Source organism: Burkholderia sp. AU45388 (assembly GCF_030481585.1).
GTDB lineage: Bacteria > Pseudomonadota > Gammaproteobacteria > Burkholderiales > Burkholderiaceae > Burkholderia > Burkholderia sola.
The window spans coordinates 1-24,182 of sequence record NZ_JAUJPV010000039.1; the positions used below are offsets into that span (position 1 = coordinate 1).

Here is a 24,182-nt window from a genome sequence, read left to right on the forward strand (position 1 = left end):
CCGAGCGCCTTTCTTTTGGTTACTTTTCTTTGGCAAGACAAAGAAAAGTGACCGCTGCCCCGCGGAGGGGCGACGCTAATAGACCGACACGATCACAGGTGCTTCACGACACCCTAAGCCGACCACCAAACAACCCAATCCCCCCACCTTCAATCCTTCCCGCGCTCGACGAGCGCCCCCGCCCGAGGTTCGCTGCCGCCGCCCGTCTGCTTTTCGAGCCACGCCCGCCGATCCTCCCGAGGCGTCACCCCGAACCTTTCGCGATAAGCGTTAGAGAAGTGCGCAGCAGAAGAGAACCCACAAGCGAGAGAAACCTGAACGACGGACTTACTGGTCCGCTGCAACTGCGTCCGGGCCTTGAGCAGCCGAAGATTGAGGTAATACTTGGAGGGCATCGCCCCGAGATACTGCCGAAAGAGCCGTTCCAATTGCCTCCGGGAAACGCCCACGAGCCCGGCGATCTCATCGGTAGCAAGCGGATCCTCGACGTTGGCTTCCATCAAAAGCAACGCATCATTGAGCCGAGGATGCCGCTCCCCCGGAGCCGTCACGAAAGGAATCCTCTGCCGCTCCTCGCCACTGCGCAAAACCCCGACCCCCAGCGCATCGCCGATCCGCTCCGCGAGATCCACCCCATGTTCCCGGCCAATCATGGCCAACATGAAATCGACGGTCGCCTGCCCACCGGCACAGGTCGCCCGATCGCGATCGATCTCGAAGATCTGCTGCGTGACGATCGACCGCTCGAACTGCTCGGCGAATTGCTGATACGTCTCCCAGTTCACGCTCACGCGATAGCCGGAAAGCTGCCCCGCCATCGCCAGCCACCACACGCCGTGATGAATCCCGGTCACGACCGGCGTGCGCTGCCCGACCCGCGCGAGACTCGCGAGAAACAGCCGGTAATCGGCAAACTGCTGAAACCGCTCGGACACGACGATCAACCAGTCGCACGCGATCGCATCGTTGAACGCCGCATCGGCATGCCACTGCGCGCCGCCCGCCAGCGGCACCGGCCGCCCGTCCCACGAACATACCTGCCAGCGGTACAACAGCCGCCCGTCGATCTCGTTCGCAAGATTCAACGCATCGACGATCGGCCCCACGCCCGACATCGACACGGGCGGCAATGCAACGATCGCCACCTGCGTCGTGCGGGTGGCGCCTGCGGGACGAGACACCGGTACCACGTTGAAACCTGCCCTGTCGCGTTACTTGAGGCTGCCCGACAGGAACTGCTTGAGCCGCTCGCTCTGCGGACGCACCAGCACCTTCTTCGGGTCGCCCTCTTCCTCGGTCCGCCCCTGATGCAGGAACATCACGTGGTTCGACACGTTGCGCGCGAAACCCATCTCGTGCGTGACGACGATCATCGTGCGCCCTTCCTCGGCCAGCTTCTGCATCACCTTCAGCACTTCACCCACCAGTTCCGGGTCGAGCGCGGAGGTCGGCTCGTCGAACAGCATCACGTCCGGATGCATCGCCAACGCACGCGCGATCGCCACGCGCTGCTGCTGGCCGCCCGACAGATGCGACGGATACTGCTTCTCGGCGCGCGGCGGCAGACCAACCTTCTCCAGGTACTCGCGCGCACGCTCCTCGGCTTCCTTCTTCGAAATGCCGAGCACGTGCACGGGCGCTTCCATCACGTTCTCGAGCACGTTCATGTGCGCCCACAGGTTGAAGTGCTGGAACACCATCGCGAGCTTCGTGCGAATGCGCTGCAACTGCTTGTGATCGGCGACTTCGAGCGCGCCGGCGCGGTCGGCCTTCGTGCGCACGGCCTCGCCGTCGACGACGATCTGCCCCGCATTCGGCCGCTCGAGAAAATTGATGCAGCGCAGGAACGTGCTCTTGCCCGAGCCGCTCGCGCCGATGATGCTGATGACGTCGCCGGCCTTCGCGTTCAGCGACACGCCCTTGAGCACCTCGTTGTCGCCATAGCGCTTGTGGATGTCGACCGCGGCAAGCTTGACGGAAGCGGACGCGCTCGTTTGAGTGATCTCGGCCAACTGGCTCTCCTCGAAGTAATTCAATGACGGGCGGCCGCGAGATACGCGAGCCAGTGGCGCTCCGCGCGGCGAAACGCCGCGACGAGTGCGAACGATACCGCAAGATAGATCAGCGCGGCGATCCCGAACGACTGGAACGCCATGTAGGTCGCGGAATTGGCGTCGCGCGCGACCTTCAGGATGTCCGGCACGGTCGCGGTGAACGCGACGGTCGTCGCGTGCAGCATCAGGATCACCTCGTTGCTGTACAGCGGCAGCGCGCGGCGCAGCGCCGACGGCAGGATCACGCGGCGGTACATCGTGAACGGCGACATCCCGTACGCCCGCGCCGCCTCGACTTCGCCGTGCGGGATCGCGCGAATCGCCCCGGCGAAGATCTCGGTCGTGTACGCGCAGGTATTCAGCGCGAACGCGAGAATCGCGCAGTTGAAGCCGCTGCGGAAAAACGCATCGAGCAGCGAGTGCGAGCGCACGAACTCGAGGCTGTACATGCCCGTGTACATCAGCAGCAACTGCACGTAGAGCGGCGTGCCGCGGAACACGTACGTGTAGAACCGCACCGGCATCGACACCCACTTGTTCCTCGACACGCGCGCGACCGCGAGCGGCACCGCGCACACGAAGCCGAGCGAAATCGAGGCGACGAGCAGCCACAGCGTCACCGCGAGGCCGGACAGGCGCTGGCCGTCCCAGAAAAGGAACGCCTTGCCGAATTCCTGGAGGATCTCGATCATAGTTCTGCGTGCCGCACGCCCATGGAATAACGCTTCTCGAGCTGGATCAGCACGAGGTTGGAGACGGTCGTGATCGCCAGATAGATCAGCGCCGCGACGAGGATGAAGAAGAACATGTTGAACGTGCTCTTGCCGGCGTCCTGCGCGGCCTTCACGACGTCCGCGAGACCGATGATCGACACCAGCGCGGTCGCCTTCACGAGCACCTGCCAGTTGTTGCCGATGCCCGGCAGCGCAAAGCGCATCATCTGAGGAAACATGATCCGCGCGAACACGCGCGCGCCGCTCATCCCGTAGGCCGAACCGGCTTCGAGCTGGCCGCGCGGCACCGACAGGAACGCGCCGCGAAACGTCTCGGTGAAATACGCACCGTAGATGAAGCCGAGCGTCAGCACGCCGGCCACGAACGGATCGATGTCGATCTGGTTCCAGCCGACGAGGTCGGTGAACTGGTTCAGCCAGATCTGGATGCTGTAGAACAGCAGCAGCATCAGCACAAGATCGGGCACCGAGCGGATCAGCGTCGTATAACCGGTCGCGATCGCTCGCAACACCCGGTTGTGCGACAGCTTCGCCACCGCGCCGATCAGCCCCAGCGCCACCGCGGTGGCGAGCGACAGCACCGACAGCTCGATGGTCTGCACGGTGCCGGCCCAGAGGACGGGACCAAAGCCGTAAAGGAACACGCGCGTCTCCAGAGTTGAATGAATGCCGACGCGTATGCCTGTCCCGCGCCGGGCTGACGCGGATAGTCGCAAGCGAAATTATTTGCCTCAAATCACCGTGCGCGCGATTGCTGCGTCGCAACAATTCATCCCATCATTTCCGCGCACGGCCTACGCCGCTGTTTCAAAAGGAAAAAACCCGCTTCCTGACAGTCCGATGACACGCCGGGAAGCGGGCTTTTTGCAATTTTCCGGTCGCTTTTTCGATATAGCGCCGGGCGGGCCGTCAGGCCGAACGGGCAGGTCCGGGGCCACGCCGTGCAATCGCTCGCTCCTGCCCGCGACGCGCTGCGCGACCGGTTGCACAAGCGCCGCGCGTGAGCGTCACCGCCCTTTCAGGATGTCGGAGCGCGACGTCGTATAGACGAGCCCGTCCGGGCCGAAATGGACGTTGAAGAACGCGTCGGTGTTGACGCCGTCCTCGAGCCAGCGCCAGCTCCAGACCGTCTCGGGCTTCAGCGGATACTGCGCGACGTCGCCGGGCTTGCCGAGCAGGCGCCGCACCTCGTCCTCGTCCATCCCCGGGCGCACTTTCGCGAAATTCTCGGCGGTCAGCACCTGGGTCGCGCCCGTGTAGCGCCCGTTCGCATCGAGGTCGACGAACCAGGTCTGGTTGCCCATCGGGCCGCGCGGATATTCGAGACGCTTCGAACCATCGGTAAACGTGCGCTCGGTCTCCGGTTTGCCCATCGTGCCGCGCACGTCGGCCTCGGTCGATTCGCCGACCTTCAGCCCCTTGAGCAGCAGCGGCGCGGGCTTGATCGCGTTGAAGAAGTCGCTGATACGTTGCACGTCGAGATGGCCTTGGTCGTCGCAACCGGTCAACGCCAGCGCGGCGGCCAGCATCGTCACGGAAAGCAGCGGGAAACGGAAAATCATCAGAAGAATGGCGCGTGGAGAAAACACGCGAAGGATACCCGCGCGACGCCGAAAGCGCGAGACGGGCCGCGCGGCCCGTCCGGTGTTCAATGCGTCGTTTCGGTTTCGGCCGGGGTTTCGGACGCCCGATTCGCCGGTGGCGCCGCGCGCGGCACGGCCGGCGGCGCACCTGGGCGGCCGCGCGTGCGCATCAGCTCGGCAAGCTGCCACGAGCCGAGCGCGAGGCAGCCGAACAGCACTTCGCGACCGCGCTTGACCACCGCGAGCGACAGCGCCGTCTCGCGGTCGACGCCGAACATCTGCGCGAGCAGCACGACGGTCGCCTCCTGCACGCCGAGCCCGCCCGGCACCATGAACGCCGCATGCCGCACGGCCTGCGTCATCGCCTCGATCGCGATCGCGCCGCCGATCGACACCGGGTGGCCGAGCAGCGCGAGCGCCCAGTAGATCTCGAGCGCGCCGAGCACGTAGCCGGCCAGTTGCCAGAAAAAAGCGCTGAACAGCAGGCCCGTGCGCGACATCAGCGAATCGATGTCGGCGTCGAGCCGGCGGCCGTCGACGCCCTGCAGCAGCCGGTGCGAATCGCCGAGCAGGCGGCCCGCGAAACGCTCGATCGCGTGGAAGACGCCGCCGCGCCGCATCAGCACGACGCCGAGCACCGGCAACGGCAGCGTCAGCAGCAGCGCGAGGCCGATCGTGCCGCCGCCCATGTTGTCGGTCGTCGCGAGCAGCAGCACGAGGCCGAGCGCCGCGAACGCGTACTGGACCACGATCGTCACGAGCACCTCGACGATCACCGACGCGGTCACACGGCTCGCGTCGGGCACCTGCCAGCGCGCGAGCCGGATGCCGACGATCTCGCCGCCGATCCCGACCACGGGCAGCAGCCGGTTCACGGCCTCGCGCACGGTCGCGATCCACCACAGGAACGCCAGCGACGCGCGCCGGTCGAGCAACTGATGCCATGCATATGCATCGAGCAGCAGCGGCAACGCGTGGAACGGCACGAGCCACAGCAGCGCATAGCCGGCGCGCGCGAGCATCTGCGTCACGTCGCCGACGCCTTCGTGCAGCCCCAGCGCGAGCAGGATGCCGATGCCGATCGGCCAGCCGAGCCACTTGATCCACTTGCTCATGACGGCTGCGCTCCCGGTGCGCGCGACGCGGGCGCGCCGCGCCGTGCCGCGGGCTCGCCGAACACGTCGGCAAAGCCGCCGGTCGCGACGCCCGCCGCCTTCAGCGCGGCGGCAACGCGCGGCGACAGCAGCGCATCCAGTTCGTCGACCGGTCGGTAGCTGGCCATCGTCGGCGTGATCGGGCCGTCGCCGGCTTCGGCCGGATGGCAGTAGATCTCGCCGACGCCCGGCGGCAGCTTCGCGAGCGCGTCGAGCAGCACGGCCTCGTCCATCGCGCCCGTGTGCGCGATGCCGACCACGTAGTCGTTGTGCGCGAGCCCCGCGCGATCGAGCCGCGCGCGCACCAGCGCGATCCACGGCTTGAGCAGCGCGGGCGCGCTCGTTTCGTACGGCAGCCGCACCGCGCGCAGCCCGTAGTCGCGGCCGATCTCGATGATCATCGACAGCACGGTCGGATGCAGGTGGAAATGCTTGTGCGCGTTCACGTGGTCGAGCGGCAGGCCGCTCGCCGCGAACGCGTCGAACTGCGCGCGGATCTCGCGGCGCAGTTGCGCACGCACGTGCGGCAGGAAGAAGAAGCGGCAGCCGTCCTTCGCCATCGCGTCGCCGAAGCGCCCGTCGGGGCCGACGAGCGCGGGAATGTCATGCGCGGGCAGCGTGGCCGGGCCGTCCGCGAGCACCAGATGCAGGCCGACCGCGAGCGACGGCAGCCGCCGCGCGCGTTCGATCGCATCCTGCGCCGCGCTCGCGCCGACCATCAGGCTCGCGGCGTTCAGCACGCCGTCGCGATGCGCGCGCTCGACCGCCGCGTTGACGCGCGGATGCAGCCCGAAGTCGTCCGCGGTGAAGATCAGCGCCCGCGCCGCCCGCTGCGTCGCCACGAATCAGGCCTCGTGCGCGCGCAGGAAGCGGAAGAACTCGACGCCTTCGCGCAGGCGGCGCTTCATCATGTCCCAGCTCGTCAGCATCTCGCGCACGATTTCCCAGATCTTCGACGGGCGGAAGTAGAACTGGCGATAGAACTGCTCGAGATGGTGATAGATCTCGTCGCGCGACAGGTGCGAATAGCCGATCGCCGCGAGCTGCACGCCTTCCTTGCTGACCAGGTTGATGGTCTTGTTCTCTTCCATCCAGCCGTTTTCGACGGCCTGCTTGTAGAGCGTCGTGCCCGGATACGGCGCGGCGAGCGAAACCTGGATCGTGTGCGGGTTGATTTCCTTCGCGTACTCGATCGTCTTCTTGATGGTCTCTTGCGTCTCGCCCGGCAGGCCGAGGATGAAGGTGCCGTGGATCTTGATGCCGAGCTTCTTGCAGTCCGCGCTGAAGCGGCGCGCGAAATCGGTGCGCACGCCCTTCTTGATGTTCACGAGGATCTGGTCGTCGCCCGATTCGAAGCCGACCAGCAGCAGGCGCAGGCCGTTGTCCTTCATGATCTTCAGCGACTTGTACGGCACGTTGGCCTTCGCGTTGCACGACCACGTGATGCCGAGCTTGCCCAGGCCGATGGCGATGGCTTCGGCGCGCGGCAGGTCGTCGGTGAAGGTGTCGTCGTCGAACATCAGTTCCTTCACTTCCGGCATGTTGTCGCGGATCCACTTCGCTTCCGCGAGCACGTTCTCGACCGAGCGCGTGCGATAGCGATGGCCGCTGACCGTCTGCGGCCACAGGCAGAACGTGCAGCGCGACTTGCAGCCGCGGCCCGTGTAGATCGACACGTACGGATAGTTCAGGTAGCCGATGAAGTAGTTGTCGATCTTCAGGTCGCGCTTGTAGACGGGCGCGACGAACGGCAGCTCGTCCATGTTCTCGAGGATCGGACGCGCTTCGTTGTGCTCGATCGAGCCGTCCTTCGCGCGCCAGCTCAAGCCCTTGATCTCGGGGAACGGCTTGCCTTCGGCGAGTTCCTTGCAGGTGTAGTCGAATTCCTCGCGGCACACGAAGTCGATCGCGTCGCTCGCCGTCAGCGAGTTGTGCGGATCGACCATCACCTTCGCGCCGACCATGCCGACCCGCATCGACGGCTTCATCTTCTTCAGATCCTGCGCGAACATCGCGTCGGTCGGGAACGACGGCGTGCTCGTGTGGATGATCACGAGGTCGTAGTCGTTGGCGATCTTCAGCGTTTCCTCGACCGACAGCCCGTCGGCCGGCGCATCGACGACGCGGCTGCCCGGCACGAGCGCGGCCGGCTGCGCGAGCCACGTCGGATACCAGAAGGAACGGATTTCGCGCTTCGCCTGATAGCGCGAGCCGGCTCCGCCGTCGAAGCCGTCATACGAAGGGGCCTGCAAGAACAGCGTTTTCATGAATGCTCCGGTAGCCTGCATAGTTCGTTTCGTTACAACGATTCAGTCAAAAACCGCGGGCCGCCCTGCCGGCGCCCGCCTCTCTGTTGTGTCGCGCCGCGCGGCTTCGCCGTGCGACGCGTCTCGGCCCGCGGGCCGGGTTCGATCGACGGCCCTAGCGGCCGTCCACTGCTTCCACGGCCGCCGTCGCGCGTTCGCCGCCGACGACCGTCATCCTGGCGCCGCGCCATACCACATGCGTGCCGAACGCGGCCGCGAGCCACTCGAGCGCGAGCAGCGTGTCGCGCACCGCGACGAGCGGCAGGTCGCGCCAGAACGCGCGCCAGCCGTCCTCGCCGCGCGCATGCAGCACGAGCCGCCCGAATGCGCCGAGCGCGGCCGCGCCGCCCGCCAGCGTGCCGGCGAACGTGCCGTCGAGGCGCAATGCCAGCAGCGCGCCGATCGCGAGCCACGGCACGGTAAACGTAATGAACAGGAACGCGAAGCCGGCCGGATTCAGCGAACGGATCGTGCGCAGCCAGCGCGTCTCGCGGTGCCACAGCGGCCCGAACGACGGTTCGATCACGTCGGTCGCGACGTCGACCTCGGACAGCACGGTGCGGCGCCCGAGGCGGCGCGGCAGCTCGGCCAGCCAGAAATCGTCGGCCAGCTCGTCCTTCAGCGCGAAGAGACCGCCGATCCGGTCGAGCGTGTCGCGCGTGAGCGCGAGCGTCGCGCCGAAGCCGAAGCGGCTCGAACCGCCGAGGTGCGTGATCCGCACCGACGGCGCGAACCACGCGTCGACGAATTGCGCGCCGATCCGCGTCCAGAAGCCGCCGACGCTGCGCGCATGATACAGGCACGTGACGACCCCCACCGACGGGTCGGCGAGCGGCGCCGTCACGCGCTCCAGATAGTCGGGCTGCACCGCGATGTCGCTGTCCGCGATCACGATGCGGCCGTATTTCGCGCGCTCGGCGAGATTGATCAGGTTGCTGACTTTCAGGTTCTTGCCATGCACGCGCGCGTCGATCACGAGCGTGATGTCGCAATCCGGATGATCGGCGCGCAGCCGCTCGACGACGGCCGCGGCCGGATCGGCCGACGATGCGACGCCGAACAGCACCTCGTAGCGAGGATGGCGCTGCACGCAGAAGGTCGCGAGGTTTTCATACAGGTGCGGCTCCGCGCCGCACAGCGGCTTCAACACACTGACCGGCTCGAAGCCGTCGCGCGCGGCCGTGCGCGGTGTGCGCGGCCGCGGCGCGAAGGCCGCGACGAGCGCATAGCCGGCCGCGGCCAGCGTGAACGCGATCAGGAGCCAGTCGAGCAGCGTGGCGGTAGGCGTCATGCGCGATGCCTCCCGGCGACGCGGGCGCCATGGCAAACGCTTGAGCGTGATTGAACGTGATGCGGTATTCCGACGACGACGAACGCGGGCACGACCCGACTCCTTGTTCCTGCAGCGTCTGTAATGGGGGAGGCGCGACCCGTTGTTCGGGTTCTGCCATGCCCGGCTTCGCGTGGCGTATCCCCGCGCAGCGCCCGGACGGCATGCGGGAAGACTCGAATGGCTCCATCGGCACAAGATGGGCAGGCGGCGGATTTTAGCAGTCTGCGCCCCCCCGCGCTCGGCGCTACGCGAAACGGACTAGTGCAATTCCGGCAAAGCTGAGGGATCGACGAGCCTGATCGGCCCGGCCACGTTCACGGTAGCGTAAGCACTTTGCAGGCGTATTGCAGTCTTTAAAATCAAACGTTTCGTGCAAATTTGTGTGTCGACGCGGTTTCACTTCCAATCGCCGTAAAGTTTGGTAATTAATCGGTGATTAGATTGATTTTCGCAACGATTGTCGGAAGCAACCTGCGCCCCTGTAAGGCGCATGGGTATCCTCGCGCCACCAGCACGTTCCGGAACCCTTTGGCAAAATCGTCGGCGTCTGTTGCGTCAGCGCATCACCACGCCACCCCGTTTTCGAAGGTCTTCCGATGACACTGTTTTCCGTACTCGATCTCGCCCCCATTCCGGCCGGCGCCGACGCCTCGCAGGCGTTCCGCAACACCGTCGATCTCGCGCAGCACGCGGAACGCTGGGGCTACCGGCGCTACTGGCTGGCCGAGCATCACAACATGCCGGGCATCGCGAGTGCGGCCACCGCCGTCGTGATTGGCCACGTCGCGGGCGCCACGCAGACGATCCGGGTCGGCTCGGGCGGCATCATGCTGCCGAACCATGCACCGCTCGTGATCGCCGAGCAGTTCGGCACGCTCGCGTCGCTGTATCCGGGGCGCATCGACCTCGGCCTCGGCCGCGCGCCCGGCACCGACCAGACCACGTCGCGCGCGCTGCGCCGCGACCTGATCGGCAGCGCCGATTCGTTTCCGGACGACGTCGCCGAGCTGCAACGCTACTTCGCGGAGCCCGTACCCGGCCAGCGCGTGCGCGCGGTGCCCGGCGCGGGGCTCGACGTCCCGGTGTGGCTGCTCGGTTCGAGCCTGTTCAGCGCGCAACTCGCGGCGATGCTCGGGCTGCCGTTCGCGTTCGCGTCGCACTTCGCGCCCGACTATTTGATGCGGGCGCTCGAGATCTATCGCGCGCAGTACCGGCCGTCGGCCGCCTGGCCGAAGCCGCATGCGATGGTGGGCGTCAACGTGTTCGCGGCCGAGACCGACGACGAGGCGCGGCGCCTGTTCACGTCGCTGCAGCAGCAGTTCATCAACCTGCGGCGCGGCACGCCGGGGAAGCTGCCGCCGCCCGTCGACGCGCTCGAGGCGAACGAACTCGAACTCGCGACCGTCGCGCATTCGCTGTCGTTCGCGGCGGTCGGCTCGCGCGACACGGTCCGCGACAAGCTGCGCGACCGTATCGCACAGACGGGCGCCGACGAGCTGATCATCACCGCGCAGATCTACGATCATGCCGCGCGGCTGCGTTCGTTCGAACTGGCCGCGCAGATCCGCGACGAACTCGCGAACGAGGCAAGCTGACGGCACGACCGCGCGCGGCCGCCCGCCCGCGCCGCCTCACTGCGGGCGCACGGCGTCCAGCCCGTCGAGCAGCGCCTTGTGGAACGCGTCCGGGTCCTGGATCTGCGGCGCGTGGCCGAGCGCCGGGAATTCGACGAGCTGCGCGCCGGGAATCGCGGCCTGCGTGCGCTTCGCGAGCTCCGGATAGCGGCCGAGCTTCGCGTGCACGTCGGGCGGCGCGACGTCCTTGCCGATCGCGGTCGTGTCCTTGTCGCCGATCATCAGCAGCGTCGGCACGCGAATCGCACCGAATTCGTAGACCACCGGCTGCGTGAGGATCATGTCGTAGATCAGCGCGGAGTTCCACGCGACCGCGTCGCGGCCCGCGCCGCGATACATGCCGGCGAGCATCTGCACCCAGCGCTCGTACGACGGCGACCACTTGCCCGCGTAGTAGGTCGCCTGCTCGTAGCGGCGGATACCGTCGGCGTTGGTCTTCAGCTCGCGCGCATACCAGTAGTCGACCGACAGCGGCGGCACGCCGAGCGCCTTCCAGTCCTCGAGGCCGATCGGATTCACGAGCACGAGCTGGTCGGTCGCCTTCGGATACATCAGCGCGTAGCGGATCGCGAGCATCCCGCCCGTCGAGTGGCCGACGATCGTCGCCGACTTCACGCCGACCGATTCGAGCAGCGCGTGCGTGTTGCGCGCGAGTTGCTGGAAGCTGTACTGGTAGCGCTCGGGTTTCGACGATTTGCAGAAGCCGATCTGGTCCGGCGCGATCACGCGATAGCCGGCGCGACTCAGCACGCCGATCGTGTCCTCCCAGGTCGCCGCGCAGAAGTTCTTGCCGTGCAGCAGCACGACGGTGCGGCCGTTCGGGTGCGCGGGCTGCACGTCGAGGTACGCCATCTCGAGGGTTTCGCGCTGCGACACGAACGCATATTCGTGCACGGGCGCCGGATACGCGAACCCTTCCAGGCGCGGGCCGTACGCGGGCCCTTCGTTGGCGGCGGGCGGCGCGGCGACGGCCGCAACGGGCATCGCGCACGCGGCGGCGGCGCTCGCGCCGAACACGGCGGCGCGCGCGACAGACAGGATCTTGCAAATCGAAAGCATGGCGATCACGGTGAGTGGAGACGCGCGCGGGCAGCCGGGTTGCAGCGCGGCTGTCTCGCGCCCCGCGATTCTACGCGGTCGCGTGACGACGGCGCGCAACACTCCAGCGCCGCGCGACTTCCGCGCGTACGACGAACTCGGGTATCGTGTGACGTGACCCTGAAACGCGTGCAGGCGAATTCCCATGAAAAACGTCCTCAGCATTCAGTCGCACGTCATCTACGGCCATGCCGGCAACAGTGCGGCCGTGTTCCCGATGCAGCGCCTCGGCGTCAACGTCTGGCCGCTCAACACCGTCCAGTTGTCGAATCACATGCAGTACGGCCACTGGGCCGGCAGCGCGATCGACGCCGCGAAGATGGAACAGCTCGTCGACGGCATCGCCGCCATCGGCGCGCTCAAGCGGTGCGACGCGGTGCTGTCCGGCTTCCTCGGCTCGCCGCCGCAGGCACGCGCGGCGGTCGAGATCGTGCGCTCGGTGAAGGCGATGAATCCGAACGCGTGGTACTTCTGCGATCCGGCGATGGGCCAGACGGGCGGCGTCCGGCCCGAGCCCGGCGTCGAGGAATTCATCGTCCAGGAGGTGCCGGCGCTCGCGGACGGCATGTCGCCGAACCATACCGAACTGCAGAAGCTCGCCGGGCGACGCATCGAGACCGTCGCGGAAGCCGTCGACGCGTGCCGCGCGCTGATCCGCCGCGGCCCGAAGATCATCCTCGTCAAGCACCTGCACGACCGCAACAGCCCGGCCGACCGTTTCAACATGCTCGCCGTCACCGAAACCGAAGCGTGGATCGGCCAGCGGCCGCTGTATGCGTTTCCGCGCCATCCGGTCGGCGTCGGCGACCTGACCAGTGCGATCTTCGTCGCGTGCCGGCTGCGCGGCGACTCGGTGCGCGCCGCGTTCGAACACACGCTCGCGGCCGTGCACGCGGTCGTGAAGGCCACCTACGACGCACGCCGCTACGAGCTCGAGCTCGTCGCCGCGCAGGACGAAATCGCGCGGCCGAGCGAATGGTTCGGCGCGTGGGTGACCGACGCCTGACGCGTGCGTATCGCCCTCCTCGCCGCGGCGGCCCGCCGCTGCGCCTCAGCCGTCCTGCTACTCCCTCGCTGTTCCGCTGTTCCGCTGTTCCCGCTGTTCTCCGTGTGCCGCGCCTCGCCCGCCGCCGCTTCCCGCAGTCCGTGCGGCGGCGCACCGCCGGCCGCGACCTGATTCACGCGTGCAAACGTTTCCGGACTTCACATGAATGACACCGATTCCTCGCTATGCTCGCGGCGGCACGCACCGGCGCAGCCGCATCCTGCGACCCGGTGTGCGCCGTTCCCGCAGGTCCCGCCAATCGGCTCCCTCTTTACCCCACGATAACGACCATGACCCGATCGAACCGTCGTGACTTCCTGCGCGTCGCCGCCGGCACTGCCGGCGCCGCCGCGCTGAACCTGTTTCCGCCCGTGATCCGCGATGCGCTCGCGATTCCCGCGAACCGCCGTACCGGCACGATCCGCGATATCGAACACATCGTGATCCTGATGCAGGAGAACCGTTCGTTCGACCACTACTTCGGCACGATGCGCGGTGTCCGCGGCTTCGGTGACCCGCGCCCGCTGCGCCTCGCGAACGGCAAGTCGGTGTTTCACCAGCCCGTCGGCCCGGCCGAACTGCTGCCGTTCCACCCGGGCGCCGACAAGCTCGGCCTGCAGTTCCTGCAGGATCTGCCGCACGGCTGGCAGGACATGCACGCCGCCTGGAACAAGGGCCGCTACGACCAGTGGGTGCCGAACAAGGGCACCACGACGATGGCGTACCTGAAGCGCGACGACATCCCGTTCCACTATCAGCTCGCCGACGCGTTCACGATCTGCGACGCGTACCACTGCGCGATCCCGAGCTCGACCGACCCGAACCGCTACTACATGTGGACGGGCTACGTCGGCAACGACGGCACGGGCGGCGGCCCGGTGCTCGGCAACGAGGAAAAAGGCTACGGCTGGACGACCTACCCGGAAGTGCTCGAACAGGCCGGCGTGTCGTGGAAGATCTACCAGGACGTCGGCACCGGGCTCGACGCGAACGGCTCGTGGGGCTGGACGCAGAACCCGTACATCGGCAACTACGGCGACAACGCGCTGCTCTACTTCAACCAGTACCGCACCGCGCTGCCCGGCACGCCGCTGTACGACAAGGCGCGCACCGGCACCAACATCAGCGCCGGCGGCACGCTGTTCGACGTGCTGCAGCAGGACGTGAAGAACGGCACGCTGCCGCAGGTGTCGTGGATCTGCGCGCCGGAAGCCTATTCCGAGCACCCGAACTGGCCGGCGAACTACGGCGCGTGGTACATCGAGCAGGTGCTGAAGGTGCTCGTGTCGAATCCGGAGGTGTGGAGCAAGACCGCGCTCTTCATCACGTACGACGAAAACGACGGCTTCTTCGACCACGTGGCGCCGCCGTTCGCGCCGCAGTCGCGCGACAACGGGCTGTCCACGGTCGCGACGACCAACGAGGTGTTCACCGGCGACGCGTCGCACATGGCCGGCCCGTACGGGCTCGGGCCGCGCGTGCCGATGCTCGTCGTGTCGCCGTGGACCAAGGGCGGCTGGGTCTGCTCGCAGACGTTCGATCACACGTCGCTGCTGCAATTCATCGAGGCGCGCTTCGGCGCGCAGTATCCGGTCACGGCCGCCAACGTGTCGCCGTGGCGCCGCGCGGTGTGCGGCGACCTGACGTCGGCGTTCGACTTCGCGACCGCGGACGCCGCGTGGCCGACGCTGCCCGACACGAGCGGCTACGCGCCGCCCGACCGCGCGCGCCATCCCGACTACATCCCGGTGCCGCCGGTGCTGCAGACGCTGCCGAAACAGGAGGCCGGCCTGCGTCCGGCGCGCGCGCTGCCGTACGAGCTGTTCGTGCACGGCCGCGTCGAAGCCGCGAACGGCCAGTTCCGGCTGACCTTCGCGAACACGGGCCGGGCGGGCGCCGCGTTCCAGGTCCAGTCGCGCAACCGCGTCGACGGCCCGTGGGCATACACGGTCGAAGCCGGCAAACGCGTCGCCGATACGTGGAGCGCCGCCGCGTCGCTCGGCCTGTACGACCTCGACGTGTACGGCCCGAACGGCTTCTACTGCCATTTCCGCGGCCCGTTCGCGACCGGCACCGGCAGCGCGAACGTGAACCCCGAAGTGATCTACGGCTACGACGTCGCGAACGGCAACATCACGCTGCGCCTGATGAACCGCGGGCACAAGGCCGTGCGGCTGAAGGTCACGAACGCGTACGGCCACGGTCACGCGCGCACGTTCGACCTTGCGCCGGGCGCGCACGTCGACGACTACTGGGATCTGCGCGGCAGCCACGGCTGGTATGACCTCACCGTCAGCGACGGCCGCCTGCTCGGCTTCCTGCGCCGCTTCGCGGGCCACGTCGAAACGGGCCGCCCGAGCACCAGCGACCCGCTGATCCGCACGACCGCGTCGCACGACGACGCCGAAGCCGCGTCGGACGCCCTGGCCGACTGACGCCGCCCCACGCGCGGCGCGGCCCCGGCGGGCCGCGCCGCGTTTTTAGCCCGCACCGCCCCCCTCTTTCTGCCCGTTCCGTTCGCGACGGGAAACTCCCGATACCGGCCGCCCGTGCTCGCGCGGAAGCTATGCGCAAATCCGCATCGAATGCGCGGCAAATTTCCAAGACCCGCGCATATCGGCGACCTATATATCGATGCAATCGGGGCTCTTCGCGGAGCCTGACGGGAGACGTTTCCGAGGATCACGATGCCGACCTCCCCGCCCGATTCCGAGAAGCGGTCGAACCGCCCGCCCGTCGCACGCGCCCGGCCCGCCCGGACGCGCGCGGTACCCACTCGCCGGTGTCGAACAAGAGGAACAACATGAAATTCCGTCATTCCCTGCTGTCGGTGTCCATTGCATCCGCGCTTGCCCTCCTCTCGCAACAGGCCGCCCAGGCTGCCGACGCAACCGACGTGAAGGTCGGCTTCGCCGCGCCGCTCACGGGCGTGAACGCCGGCTACGGCAAGGATCTGCAAAACGGCGTGCAGCTCGCGCTCGACGATGCGGTCGCGCAGAAGGTGCAGATCGCCGGCAAGCCCGCCCACTTCAATCTCGTCGTGCAGGACGACCAGGCCGACCCGCGCATCGGCGTGCAGGCCGCGCAGGCGCTGGTCGACCAGAACGTGTCGGTCGTGGTCGGCCACTTCAACTCGGGCACGACGATTCCGGCGTCGGTCGTCTACGACAAGGCCGGCATTCCGGTGATCGACCCGGCCGCAACCAATCCGACGCTCACGTCGCGCGGGCTCGCGAACATGTTCATGGTGATCGCGACCGACGGCCAGAACGCCGGCAACGCGGGCAAGTACGCGGTCGACGTGACGAAGGCGAAGCGCATCGCGATCATCGACGACCGCACCGCGTTCGGCCAGGGCGAGGCCGACGAGTTCGAGAAGGCCGTGAAGGCCGCCGGCGGCACGATCATCGGCCGCGAGTTCACCAATAACCAGGCGGTCGATTTCCGCGCGCAGATCACGAGCCTGAAGGGCAAGAACCCGGACCTGATCTTCTTCGGCGGCCTCGATTCGCTTGCCGCGAACTTCATCAAGCAGATGCGCCAGCTCGGGCTGAACGCGCAGTTCGTCGGCGGCGGCGGCGTGAAGGACAACGAGTTCATCAAGATCGCGGGCCCGGCCGCCGAAGGCGCGATGGCATGGGAATACGGCCGGCCGCTCGACGAGCTGCCGCAGGGAAAGGATTTCGAGGCGCGCTTCAAGAAGCGCTTCGGCGTCGACGTGCTGTCGTACGCGCAGTTCGGCTATGACGCGGCGTGGGCGGCCATCAAGGCGATGCAGGCGGCCGCCTCGACCGACCCGAAGGTCTATCGCCCGGCGCTCAAGAAAGTCGACTTCGAAGGCGTGACCGGCCGCATCTCGTTCGCGAACGACGGCTCGCTGAAGAGCGGGATGTCGACGCTGTACCAGGTGAAGAACGGTGCGTGGAAGACGATCGTGACGAAGGGAGGTTGATCGGCGAGGCAGGCGGCCGGCGGCGGGAACGCCGCTTGGCCGCGAAGATCGACACGGCTACGCCGACCTCATACGACGACTGATGTTGAACCGACGACGAGAGCGGGCCCGCGACAGTCGCGAGCCGCCGCGACGCAGGTCAGCCCGCCTCGGCCTCGGCTGCCTCGTGCGCGCGGCGCAGCCGCTCGCGGCTGTTCGTGAGGTGCGTGCGCATCGCGGCGCGGGCCGCTTCCGGGTCGTGGCGCGCGATCGCCTCGTAGATGTCCTCGTGCTCGTGATTCAGCCGGCCGACGTAACGCTCGAGATCGTCGCCGGCAAAGCGCGCCGAATTCACGCGCGTGCGCGGGATGATCGACGTGCCGAGCTGCGTCATGATGTCGACGAAATAGCGGTTGCCGGTGGATTGCGCGATCTGCAGGTGGAACTGGAAATCGAGCTGCGCGGTGTCGCGGCCGCCGCCCGCGCCCGTCGCGATCGCGTCGAGCGCGCGCCGCAGCGCGGCGAGGTCGGTGTCGTTCGCGCGCTGCGCGGCCAGGCTCGCGCACTCGCTTTCGAGACTGATGCGCAGCTCCAGCACCGCGAGCACGTCGCGCAGCGTCGTGATCGTCGCGGGATCGATGCCGAGCGTCTGGCGGCGCGACGGCTCGAGCACGAAGCTGCCGATGCCGTGGCGCGTCTCGACGAGGCCGCTCGCCTGCATCCGCGAGATCGCCTCGCGCACGACCGTGCGGCTCACGCCCTGCGCTGCCATGACTTCGGTTTCGGTCGGCAGCTTGTCGCCGGGACGCAGCGTGCCGTTTTCGATCTGCGCGGTCAGCGCGTCGACGACATCTTGTGCGAGGCTGCGTGCGCGACGGCGCGGCGCTGCGGGAAGCGTAGGCACGGACATGTGGCCGGTTCCTTTTTGAATGATCGTAATGTGAGCCGAGGGTTTACGCGGGGTTTGAGCGAAAGCCGATGATTCATTATACTGCGTCACAAGTCATCCGACGACTGATGATCTATGCACGGTTCTCCTGTCGACTCAGGTCGGCTATTCAGCCCCGCCTGGTCCCGTGCGTAACGATCCGGCCCCTGTTCGTGTGCTGCGCTCCATGGGCCCGGTTGTCGCTGCCACCCCGTTGCGTCGACATGCGGGGCTTGCGCGCCGCGCACGTCGGTTGTCGAATGATCGCACCTCCCGCCGCGCGCGGCAAAGCTTTTGCCGCACGGCATCGCCTACTCTTTCGCCATCGCCGCCCATGAACGCCGTCACTGCCTCGCCCTCCCCCGACACGCCGCGCATCGTCGACCTGCAAGCGATTCCGGTCGCCGGCCACGACAGCATGCTGCTCAACCTGAGCGGCGCGCACGGCCCCTTCTTCACCCGCAACCTCGTGATCCTGAAGGACAGCGCGGGTCGCACGGGCGTCGGCGAGGTGCCGGGCGGCGAGAGCATCCGCCGCACGCTCGACGACGCGCGCGCGCTCGTCGTCGGCCAGCCGGTCGGCAACTATCATGCGGTGCTCAACGACGTGCGGCGCACCTTCGCCGACCGCGACGCGAGCGGCCGCGGGCTGCAGACCTTCGACCTGCGCACGACGATCCACGCGGTCACCGCGCTCGAAGCCGCGCTGCTCGACCTGCTCGGCCAGCATCTCGGCGTGCCGGTCGCCGCGCTGCTCGGCGAAGGCCAGCAACGCGAGCGCGTCGAGATGCTCGGCTACCTGTTCTACGTCGGCGATCGCACCAGGACGGCGCTCCCCTATCGCGACGGTCGCGGCGCGACCGACGACTGGACCCGCGTGCGCGACGAGGCGGCGCTGACGCCGGAGGCCGTCGTGCGGCTCGCCGAAGCCGCGCATGCACGCTACGGCTTCAACGACTTCAAGCTGAAGGGCGGCGTGTTCGAAGGCGCGCGCGAGATCGAAGCCGTGACGGCGCTCGCCGAGCGCTTCCCCGACGCGCGCGTGACGCTCGATCCGAACGGCGCCTGGTCGCTCGACGAGGCCGTGCGGCTGTGCCGCGATCAGCACCACGTGCTCGCGTATGCGGAAGATCCGTGCGGGGCGGAGAACGGTTACTCGGGCCGCGAGGTGATGGCCGAATTCCGCCGCGCGACGGGGCTGCCGACGGCGACCAACATGATCGCCACCGACTGGCGGCAGATGGGTCACGCGGTACAGTTGCACGCCGTCGACATCCCGCTCGCCGACCCGCACTTCTGGACGATGCAGGGCTCGGTGCGGGTCGCGCAGATGTGCCGCGACTGGGGCCTCACGTGGGGTTCGCATTCGAACAACCACTTCGACGTGTCGCTCGCGATGTTCACGCACGTCGCGGCCGCGGCGCCGGGCCAGGTCACCGCGATCGACACGCACTGGATCTGGCAGGACGGCGAACGGCTGACGCGCGAGCCGCTGAAGATCGAGAACGGGCTGGTGGAAGTACCGAAGCGGCCGGGGCTCGGCATCGACATCGACATGGATGCGGTCGCGCTCGCGCACGAGCTGTACAAGCAGCACGGCCTCGGCGCCCGCGACGACGCGGCGGCGATGCAGTACCTGGTCCCGGGCTGGACGTTCAACAACAAGCGCCCGTGCCTCGTGCGCTGAGCACGGGCCGACCGGGCGGCAAGGTCGCCCGGTCATGCGCGGCTGGGCACTCCTGAGCGGGCGTCCCTGACCGGGCGTCCCTGACCGGGCGTCCCTAACCGGGCGTCCCTATCCCCCGCGCCATCCAGGACGCAGCGAACAGTCAGACGATCTGCTTGAGCGCCGCGTCGAGCGCGAGCACCGCGACGCGGTCGCCTTCGGTCGCGAGCGGCGTGCGCATCACGATCTGCCGGTTGTGGCCGACAGCCGCCGGCGAATCCCACAGCAGTTCCACCTTCGGCCGATTGAACAAGCTGCCGCGACGCGGCGGCACGACCGCCGGCTGCGCGCCGTGCTCGCCCGCGGCGGGCGCCGCGTGGCCGGGCCAGCGCACCGACAGTTCGCGCGCGTCGTACTGGCCGACCTTGCGGCTTTCCATCCAGACGATCGCGGTGCGCGTCAGCACGTCGAGCGAGATCGCATACCGGCCGACCGCGAAGCGGCGCGCGGCCACGTTGGTCCGCCACAGCGGCCGCGGCCGGCAGATCCAGACGATCGCCGCATACAGCGCCGGCGCGGCGACGAGCCAGCCGTTGGTCGCCGTCACCGCATGCAGCGCGCGGCGCCAGCCGGCCGCCCACGTGAACGCGCCGATCGACCACGCGGCGAACAGGAAACCGATCAGCGCGAACACGCGCAGCGCCTGGCGCAACCACTGCGGCAGCGGATGGAACGGCCGCTCGGCCCGGGCGGCGGCGCCCGGCAGCGCGAGCAGCAGGAAGATCAGGATGAGATAGAGGAATGCCCACGGCGACGACATCATCGCCGACAGCGACGCGCGATAACCCATCTGGGACATCGAGAACAGCCAGCGCGCGAGCAGCACGAGACCGATCGCGCGCAACGCGAAGATCACACCGGCGCCGGGGGCCGGCGCTGCGCGCGTGGTTTTCGTTCTCGCCAAGACTGCTCTCCTCTGGATAGTCGTACCGGGCCGGATTTCACGGCACGGCGGCCATTATAGGGACATTACCGTCTGGACAGACGGCAGGATGGTGTGCCGGGCCGCTTCCGCGGCCCTTCTCGGCGCCGGGCGCGGCGAGAATACAACACATCCGCGCCGCAGATATGACAACGCCCCGCCGGAAAACCCGGACGGGGCGTCGTGGCGGCCGCGCGCCGCCACGCGGCGGCGGCCCGCGATCAGCTTGCGTTGACTTCGCGGAGCACCGTGCGGCGCTTCTGGCGCAGCAGTTCCTCGTAGCCCTTCACGTAGTTCTGCGCCATCACCTTCGACGAGAAACGGGCTTCGAACGCGGCCCGAACCTTCTCGCGCGGCAGCGTATCGAGGCGCTTGAGCGCGGCGACGGCCGACAGTTCGTCCTCGACGACGAAGCCCGACACGCCGTTGTCGATCACTTCCGGCACCGAACCGCGCTTGAACGCGATCACCGGCGTGCCGCAAGCCATCGCCTCGATCATCACCAGGCCGAACGGCTCCGGCCAGTCGATCGGGAACAGCAGCGCATGCGCGTTGCCGAGGAATTCGGTCTTCTCCGACTCGCTGATTTCGCCGATGTACTCGACGTGCGGCAGCGCGAACAGCGGCTTGATCTTCTCTTCGTAGTACGCGCGGTCGGCCTTGTCGAGCTTCGCGGCGATCTTGATCGGCAGGCCGGCCTGCTCGGCGATGCGGATCGCCGTATCGACGCGCTTCTCCGGCGAGATGCGGCCGAGGAACGCGAGGTAGCTCGGCTTCACGTTCGGGATCGGCGTCAGCAGGTTTTCCGGCAGGCCGTGGTAGACGGTCGACAGCCAGTTCGCCTGCGGCAGCGGGATGCGCTGGTTGTCGGAGATCGACACGACCGGCACGTCGCTGAACGCGTTGAAGATCGGCTGCAGTTCCGGCAGGTCGAGACGGCCGTGCATCGTCGTCAGATGCGGGACCGGCTGGCGCGAGAACAGCGAGAACGGGTAGTAGTCGATGTGGCAGTGCAGGACATCGAACTCTTCCGCGCGGCGGCGCACCTGCTCGAGCAGCAGCATGTGCGGGGCCATCACGTCGCGGATCGTCGGGTCGAGGCGCAGTGCCTGCGGCCAGCACGCTTCGAGCTTCGCGGAAGTCTGCGAATCGCCGCTCGCGAAGAGCGTGACGTCATGCCCCATCTCGACGAGTGCTTCGGTCAGATAGGACACCACGCGCTCGGTGCCACCGTACAGTTTCGGGGGCACCGCTTCATGCAACGGAGCGATTTGGGCGATTCGCATGCGTAACTCCTAAAAAATCGGCAAAAAACCAGGTATGGGTCGGCAACCTGCCGGTGGTCCGGGCTGGAAACATGTCGTCCGAACCTCGGACGACTCAGCCTGCCGGGGGCGTCGAACCCGCGCTGCTCAAGGAGCGTCGGCGACGCGACAGGCATAGAACGTTTGAAACGAAGACCCGTTGACAGGGGTTCGTAAAAAAACCTGGAATCGAACCCGGAGCCGATTATCTAGGGTTATTCCCGATACGGCGCACGACATTTCAAACACTTTACTTTGTTACAAAGGCGCAACACTTTGCAACCCGCGGACTCGGGCGTCCGTTCTAGAGTGGAAGGCCGTTTTGGCGATCCTTGTTAACCCGCAGCTGCCGGCAGCGTGATTCCGGCACACGACGGGATGCCGGATTTTATCTCAAAATCGAGCGCGAGCCCCTGGCCAAGGCAAGATTCGCGCAGCGCGACGCGCGGCGTTGTTTACAATGCCGGATTATTCAGTCCGGGCGAACGCCGGCCTGCAACCCAGCCGCCACGCTCACTCACCGAATCACCGCACGCATATTTTGGAATCTCTCACCCCCGCCCAGCGCAACGCCCACAACGCGAAGCTGTCGAGCTACGCGCATCGGCCGATCGCGTTCCTGTTCCGCTACATCCGCCTCCACCCCGTCGCGCACCTGATCGTGCTCTGCAGCGTGCTGGCCGCCGTCGGCTGCGCGCTCGGCTCGCAATATGCGATCAAGCACCTGATCGACGTGCTCGCGACCGGACGCCATCACCCGGGCCCGCTGTGGAGCGCGTTCGCGCTGCTCGTCGGGCTGATCGCGGCCGACAACATGCTGTGGCGCGTCGGCGGCTGGGTCGCCGCGCACACGTTCGTCGCGGTCACGGGCGACCTGCGGCGCGACCTGTTCCAGTACCTGATCGGCCATTCGCCGACGTATTACTCGGAGAAGCAGCCGGGCACGCTCGCGAGCCGCATCACGGCCACGTCGAACGCGGTCTACACGTCGGAGAACACGATGGCGTGGAACGTGCTGCCGCCGTGCATCGCGGTGATGGGCGCGATCCTGATGATCATCGTCGTCAATCCGCTGATGGCGGCCGGCCTGCTCGGCTGTTCGGCCGTGCTGTCCGTCATCCTGTTCAAGCTCGCCGGCCGCGGCTCCGCGCGCCACCATGCGTTCGCGGCGAAGGCCGCGGCGGTCGACGGCGAGCTCGTCGACGTGATCGGCAACATGGGCCTCGTGCGCGCGTTCGGGATGACGCTGCGCGAACAGAAGCGCTTCAGCGCGACGGTGAAGGCCGAGATGGACGCGCGCCAGCAAAGCCTGCTCTATCTCGAAAAACTGCGCCTGCTGCACGCGGTGATCACCGCGATGCTGTCCGCCGGCCTGCTCGGCTGGGCGCTGTGGCTGTGGGACCAGGGCCGCGCGACGTCGGGCGACATCGTGCTCGTCAGCTCGCTCGGCTTCACGATCCTGCACGGCACGCGCGATCTCGCGGTCGCGCTCGTCGACGTCACGCAGCACGTCGCACGCCTGTCCGAAGCGGTGAAGACGCTGCTCGAGCCGCACGGGATGCCGGACCGCTCCGACGCGCAGCCGCTGTCGGCCACGGGCGGCCGCGTCGACTTCGAGCGCGTGACGTTCGCGTACCCGCACCGTCGCGCGATCCTCGACCACTTCGACCTGCATATCGAGCCAGGCCAGCGCGTCGGCCTGATCGGCAAGTCGGGCGCGGGCAAATCGACCGTGCTCGCGCTGCTGCAGCGCTTCTACGACACGCAGGACGGCGTCGTGAAGGTCGACGGCCAGGACGTGAAGGCCATCACGCAGGACAGCCTGCGCCACGCGATCGCGCTGGTGCCGCAGGACATCTCGCTGCTGCACCGGACCATCTACGACAACATCGCGTACGGCCGCCCCGACGCGACCCGCGACGAAGTGCTCGCCGCCGCGCGCGACGCGCGCTGCGCGGAGTTCATCGAGGCGATGCCGGAAGGCTATGACACGATCGTCGGCGACCGCGGCGTCAAGCTGTCGGGCGGCCAGCGCCAGCGCATCGCGATCGCGCGCGCGATCCTGAAGGATGCGCCGATCCTGCTGCTCGACGAAGCGACGTCGGCGCTCGACAGCGCGTCCGAGGAGGCGATCCAGAGCGCGCTCGACCGGCTGATGGTCGGCCGCACGGTGATCGCGATCGCGCACCGCCTGTCGACGCTGCGCAACTTCGACCGCATCATCGTGATGAGCAACGGCAAGGTGATCGACGACGGTCCGCCCGAGGTGCTGCGCAACCGCCCCGGCCTGTACCGCGACCTGCTCGCGAAGCAGCACGGCCGCCATCATGCGGCCCCGGACGGCAACGCGCCGACCGGCGAACGCGTGGCCTGACGCACCGGCATCCCGCCGACGAAAAAAGCCGCCGTGCTTCACGCACGGCGGCTTTT

19 protein-coding genes are annotated in these 24,182 nt (G+C 67.7%); 6 read left to right on the forward strand and 13 right to left on the reverse strand.

Annotated features, from left to right (window positions below; all coding sequences use genetic code 11):
- Positions 1-149: 149 nt before the first annotated feature.
- The 9 genes from QZM72_RS34215 to hpnI all read right to left on the reverse strand — a co-directional run bounded on the left by QZM72_RS34215 (position 150) and on the right by hpnI (position 9,122).
- A complete protein-coding gene (locus QZM72_RS34215; protein WP_089467024.1) occupies positions 150-1,190 on the reverse strand; it encodes a GlxA family transcriptional regulator in 1,041 nt (346 codons plus the stop codon).
- A 21-nt stretch (positions 1,191-1,211) separates the two neighbouring features.
- Positions 1,212-2,012, reverse strand: coding sequence for an ABC transporter ATP-binding protein (locus QZM72_RS34220; RefSeq protein WP_301740309.1), 801 nt, complete (start codon positions 2,010-2,012; stop codon positions 1,212-1,214).
- A 20-nt stretch (positions 2,013-2,032) separates the two neighbouring features.
- The gene (locus QZM72_RS34225) at positions 2,033-2,746 is read right to left on the reverse strand and encodes an ABC transporter permease (RefSeq protein ID WP_006476443.1); all 714 of its coding nucleotides are present in this window, start codon (positions 2,744-2,746) and stop codon (positions 2,033-2,035) included.
- Positions 2,743-3,432: an ABC transporter permease gene (locus QZM72_RS34230; protein WP_012328180.1), complete on the reverse strand. Its 690-nt coding sequence runs from the start codon at positions 3,430-3,432 to the stop codon at positions 2,743-2,745. Before QZM72_RS34230 ends, QZM72_RS34225 begins: the two co-directional genes overlap by 4 nt.
- A 363-nt stretch (positions 3,433-3,795) precedes the next feature.
- Positions 3,796-4,350 carry a hypothetical protein gene (locus QZM72_RS34235; RefSeq protein ID WP_089467022.1) on the reverse strand — a complete coding sequence of 185 codons (555 nt, stop codon included), beginning with the start codon at positions 4,348-4,350 and terminating at the stop codon, positions 3,796-3,798.
- Positions 4,351-4,436: 86 nt separating this feature from the next.
- The gene (locus QZM72_RS34240) at positions 4,437-5,486 is read right to left on the reverse strand and encodes a lysylphosphatidylglycerol synthase domain-containing protein (protein ID WP_301740311.1); all 1,050 of its coding nucleotides are present in this window, start codon (positions 5,484-5,486) and stop codon (positions 4,437-4,439) included.
- Positions 5,483-6,367, reverse strand: a complete 885-nt coding sequence (hpnK, locus tag QZM72_RS34245) for a hopanoid biosynthesis-associated protein HpnK (RefSeq protein WP_301740312.1) — start codon at positions 6,365-6,367, stop codon at positions 5,483-5,485. The genes QZM72_RS34240 and hpnK overlap by 4 nt, the downstream gene beginning before the upstream one ends.
- Before the next feature lie 3 nt (positions 6,368-6,370).
- Positions 6,371-7,813, reverse strand: coding sequence for a hopanoid biosynthesis associated radical SAM protein HpnJ (gene hpnJ / locus QZM72_RS34250; RefSeq protein ID WP_367620052.1), 1,443 nt, complete (start codon positions 7,811-7,813; stop codon positions 6,371-6,373).
- A gap of 133 nt (positions 7,814-7,946) precedes the next feature.
- Positions 7,947-9,122, reverse strand: a complete 1,176-nt coding sequence (hpnI, locus tag QZM72_RS34255; protein WP_301740314.1) for a bacteriohopanetetrol glucosamine biosynthesis glycosyltransferase HpnI — start codon at positions 9,120-9,122, stop codon at positions 7,947-7,949.
- A gap of 638 nt (positions 9,123-9,760) precedes the next feature.
- Between hpnI and QZM72_RS34260 the strand changes: the two genes are divergently transcribed.
- Positions 9,761-10,759, forward strand: a complete 999-nt coding sequence (locus tag QZM72_RS34260) for an LLM class flavin-dependent oxidoreductase (protein WP_301740315.1) — start codon at positions 9,761-9,763, stop codon at positions 10,757-10,759.
- Positions 10,760-10,795: 36 nt separating this feature from the next.
- Here the strand turns inward: QZM72_RS34260 and QZM72_RS34265 are convergent, their stop codons facing one another.
- Positions 10,796-11,857, reverse strand: coding sequence for an alpha/beta fold hydrolase (locus QZM72_RS34265; RefSeq protein ID WP_301740316.1), 1,062 nt, complete (start codon positions 11,855-11,857; stop codon positions 10,796-10,798).
- Between the two features lie 184 nt (positions 11,858-12,041).
- On the opposite strand from QZM72_RS34265, the gene pdxY reads away from it, so the two are divergent.
- From pdxY to QZM72_RS34280, 3 genes are all read left to right on the forward strand, one after another.
- Entirely contained in the window at positions 12,042-12,902 is an 861-nt protein-coding gene (gene pdxY, locus QZM72_RS34270) for a pyridoxal kinase PdxY (RefSeq protein WP_050011428.1), read from the forward strand.
- Positions 12,903-13,231: 329 nt separating this feature from the next.
- Positions 13,232-15,376 (forward strand): phosphocholine-specific phospholipase C, encoded by a 2,145-nt coding sequence (locus tag QZM72_RS34275; RefSeq protein WP_301740317.1) that lies wholly within the window; start codon positions 13,232-13,234, stop codon positions 15,374-15,376.
- A 368-nt stretch (positions 15,377-15,744) separates the two neighbouring features.
- Positions 15,745-16,893 carry a branched-chain amino acid ABC transporter substrate-binding protein gene (locus QZM72_RS34280; RefSeq protein WP_089467014.1) on the forward strand — a complete coding sequence of 383 codons (1,149 nt, stop codon included), beginning with the start codon at positions 15,745-15,747 and terminating at the stop codon, positions 16,891-16,893.
- Between the two features lie 139 nt (positions 16,894-17,032).
- On the opposite strand, the gene QZM72_RS34285 is transcribed toward QZM72_RS34280, so the two are convergent.
- Entirely contained in the window at positions 17,033-17,782 is a 750-nt protein-coding gene (locus QZM72_RS34285; RefSeq protein WP_089467013.1) for a FadR/GntR family transcriptional regulator, read from the reverse strand.
- Between the two features lie 352 nt (positions 17,783-18,134).
- On the opposite strand from QZM72_RS34285, the gene gudD reads away from it, so the two are divergent.
- The gene (gene gudD / locus QZM72_RS34290) at positions 18,135-19,487 is read left to right on the forward strand and encodes a glucarate dehydratase (RefSeq protein WP_301740318.1); all 1,353 of its coding nucleotides are present in this window, start codon (positions 18,135-18,137) and stop codon (positions 19,485-19,487) included.
- A 142-nt stretch (positions 19,488-19,629) separates the two neighbouring features.
- Here gudD and QZM72_RS34295 read toward each other — a convergent pair whose 3' ends face one another.
- Positions 19,630-20,430 carry a hypothetical protein gene (locus QZM72_RS34295; RefSeq protein ID WP_089467011.1) on the reverse strand — a complete coding sequence of 267 codons (801 nt, stop codon included), beginning with the start codon at positions 20,428-20,430 and terminating at the stop codon, positions 19,630-19,632.
- 239 nt (positions 20,431-20,669) lie between these two features.
- On the reverse strand, positions 20,670-21,734 hold the full coding sequence (locus QZM72_RS34300; RefSeq protein WP_006476459.1) for a glycosyltransferase family 4 protein: 1,065 nt from the start codon (positions 21,732-21,734) through the stop codon (positions 20,670-20,672).
- 559 nt (positions 21,735-22,293) lie between these two features.
- Here QZM72_RS34300 and QZM72_RS34305 point away from each other — a divergent pair.
- Positions 22,294-24,126 carry an ABC transporter ATP-binding protein gene (locus QZM72_RS34305; protein ID WP_089467010.1) on the forward strand — a complete coding sequence of 611 codons (1,833 nt, stop codon included), beginning with the start codon at positions 22,294-22,296 and terminating at the stop codon, positions 24,124-24,126.
- Positions 24,127-24,182 lie beyond the last annotated feature (56 nt).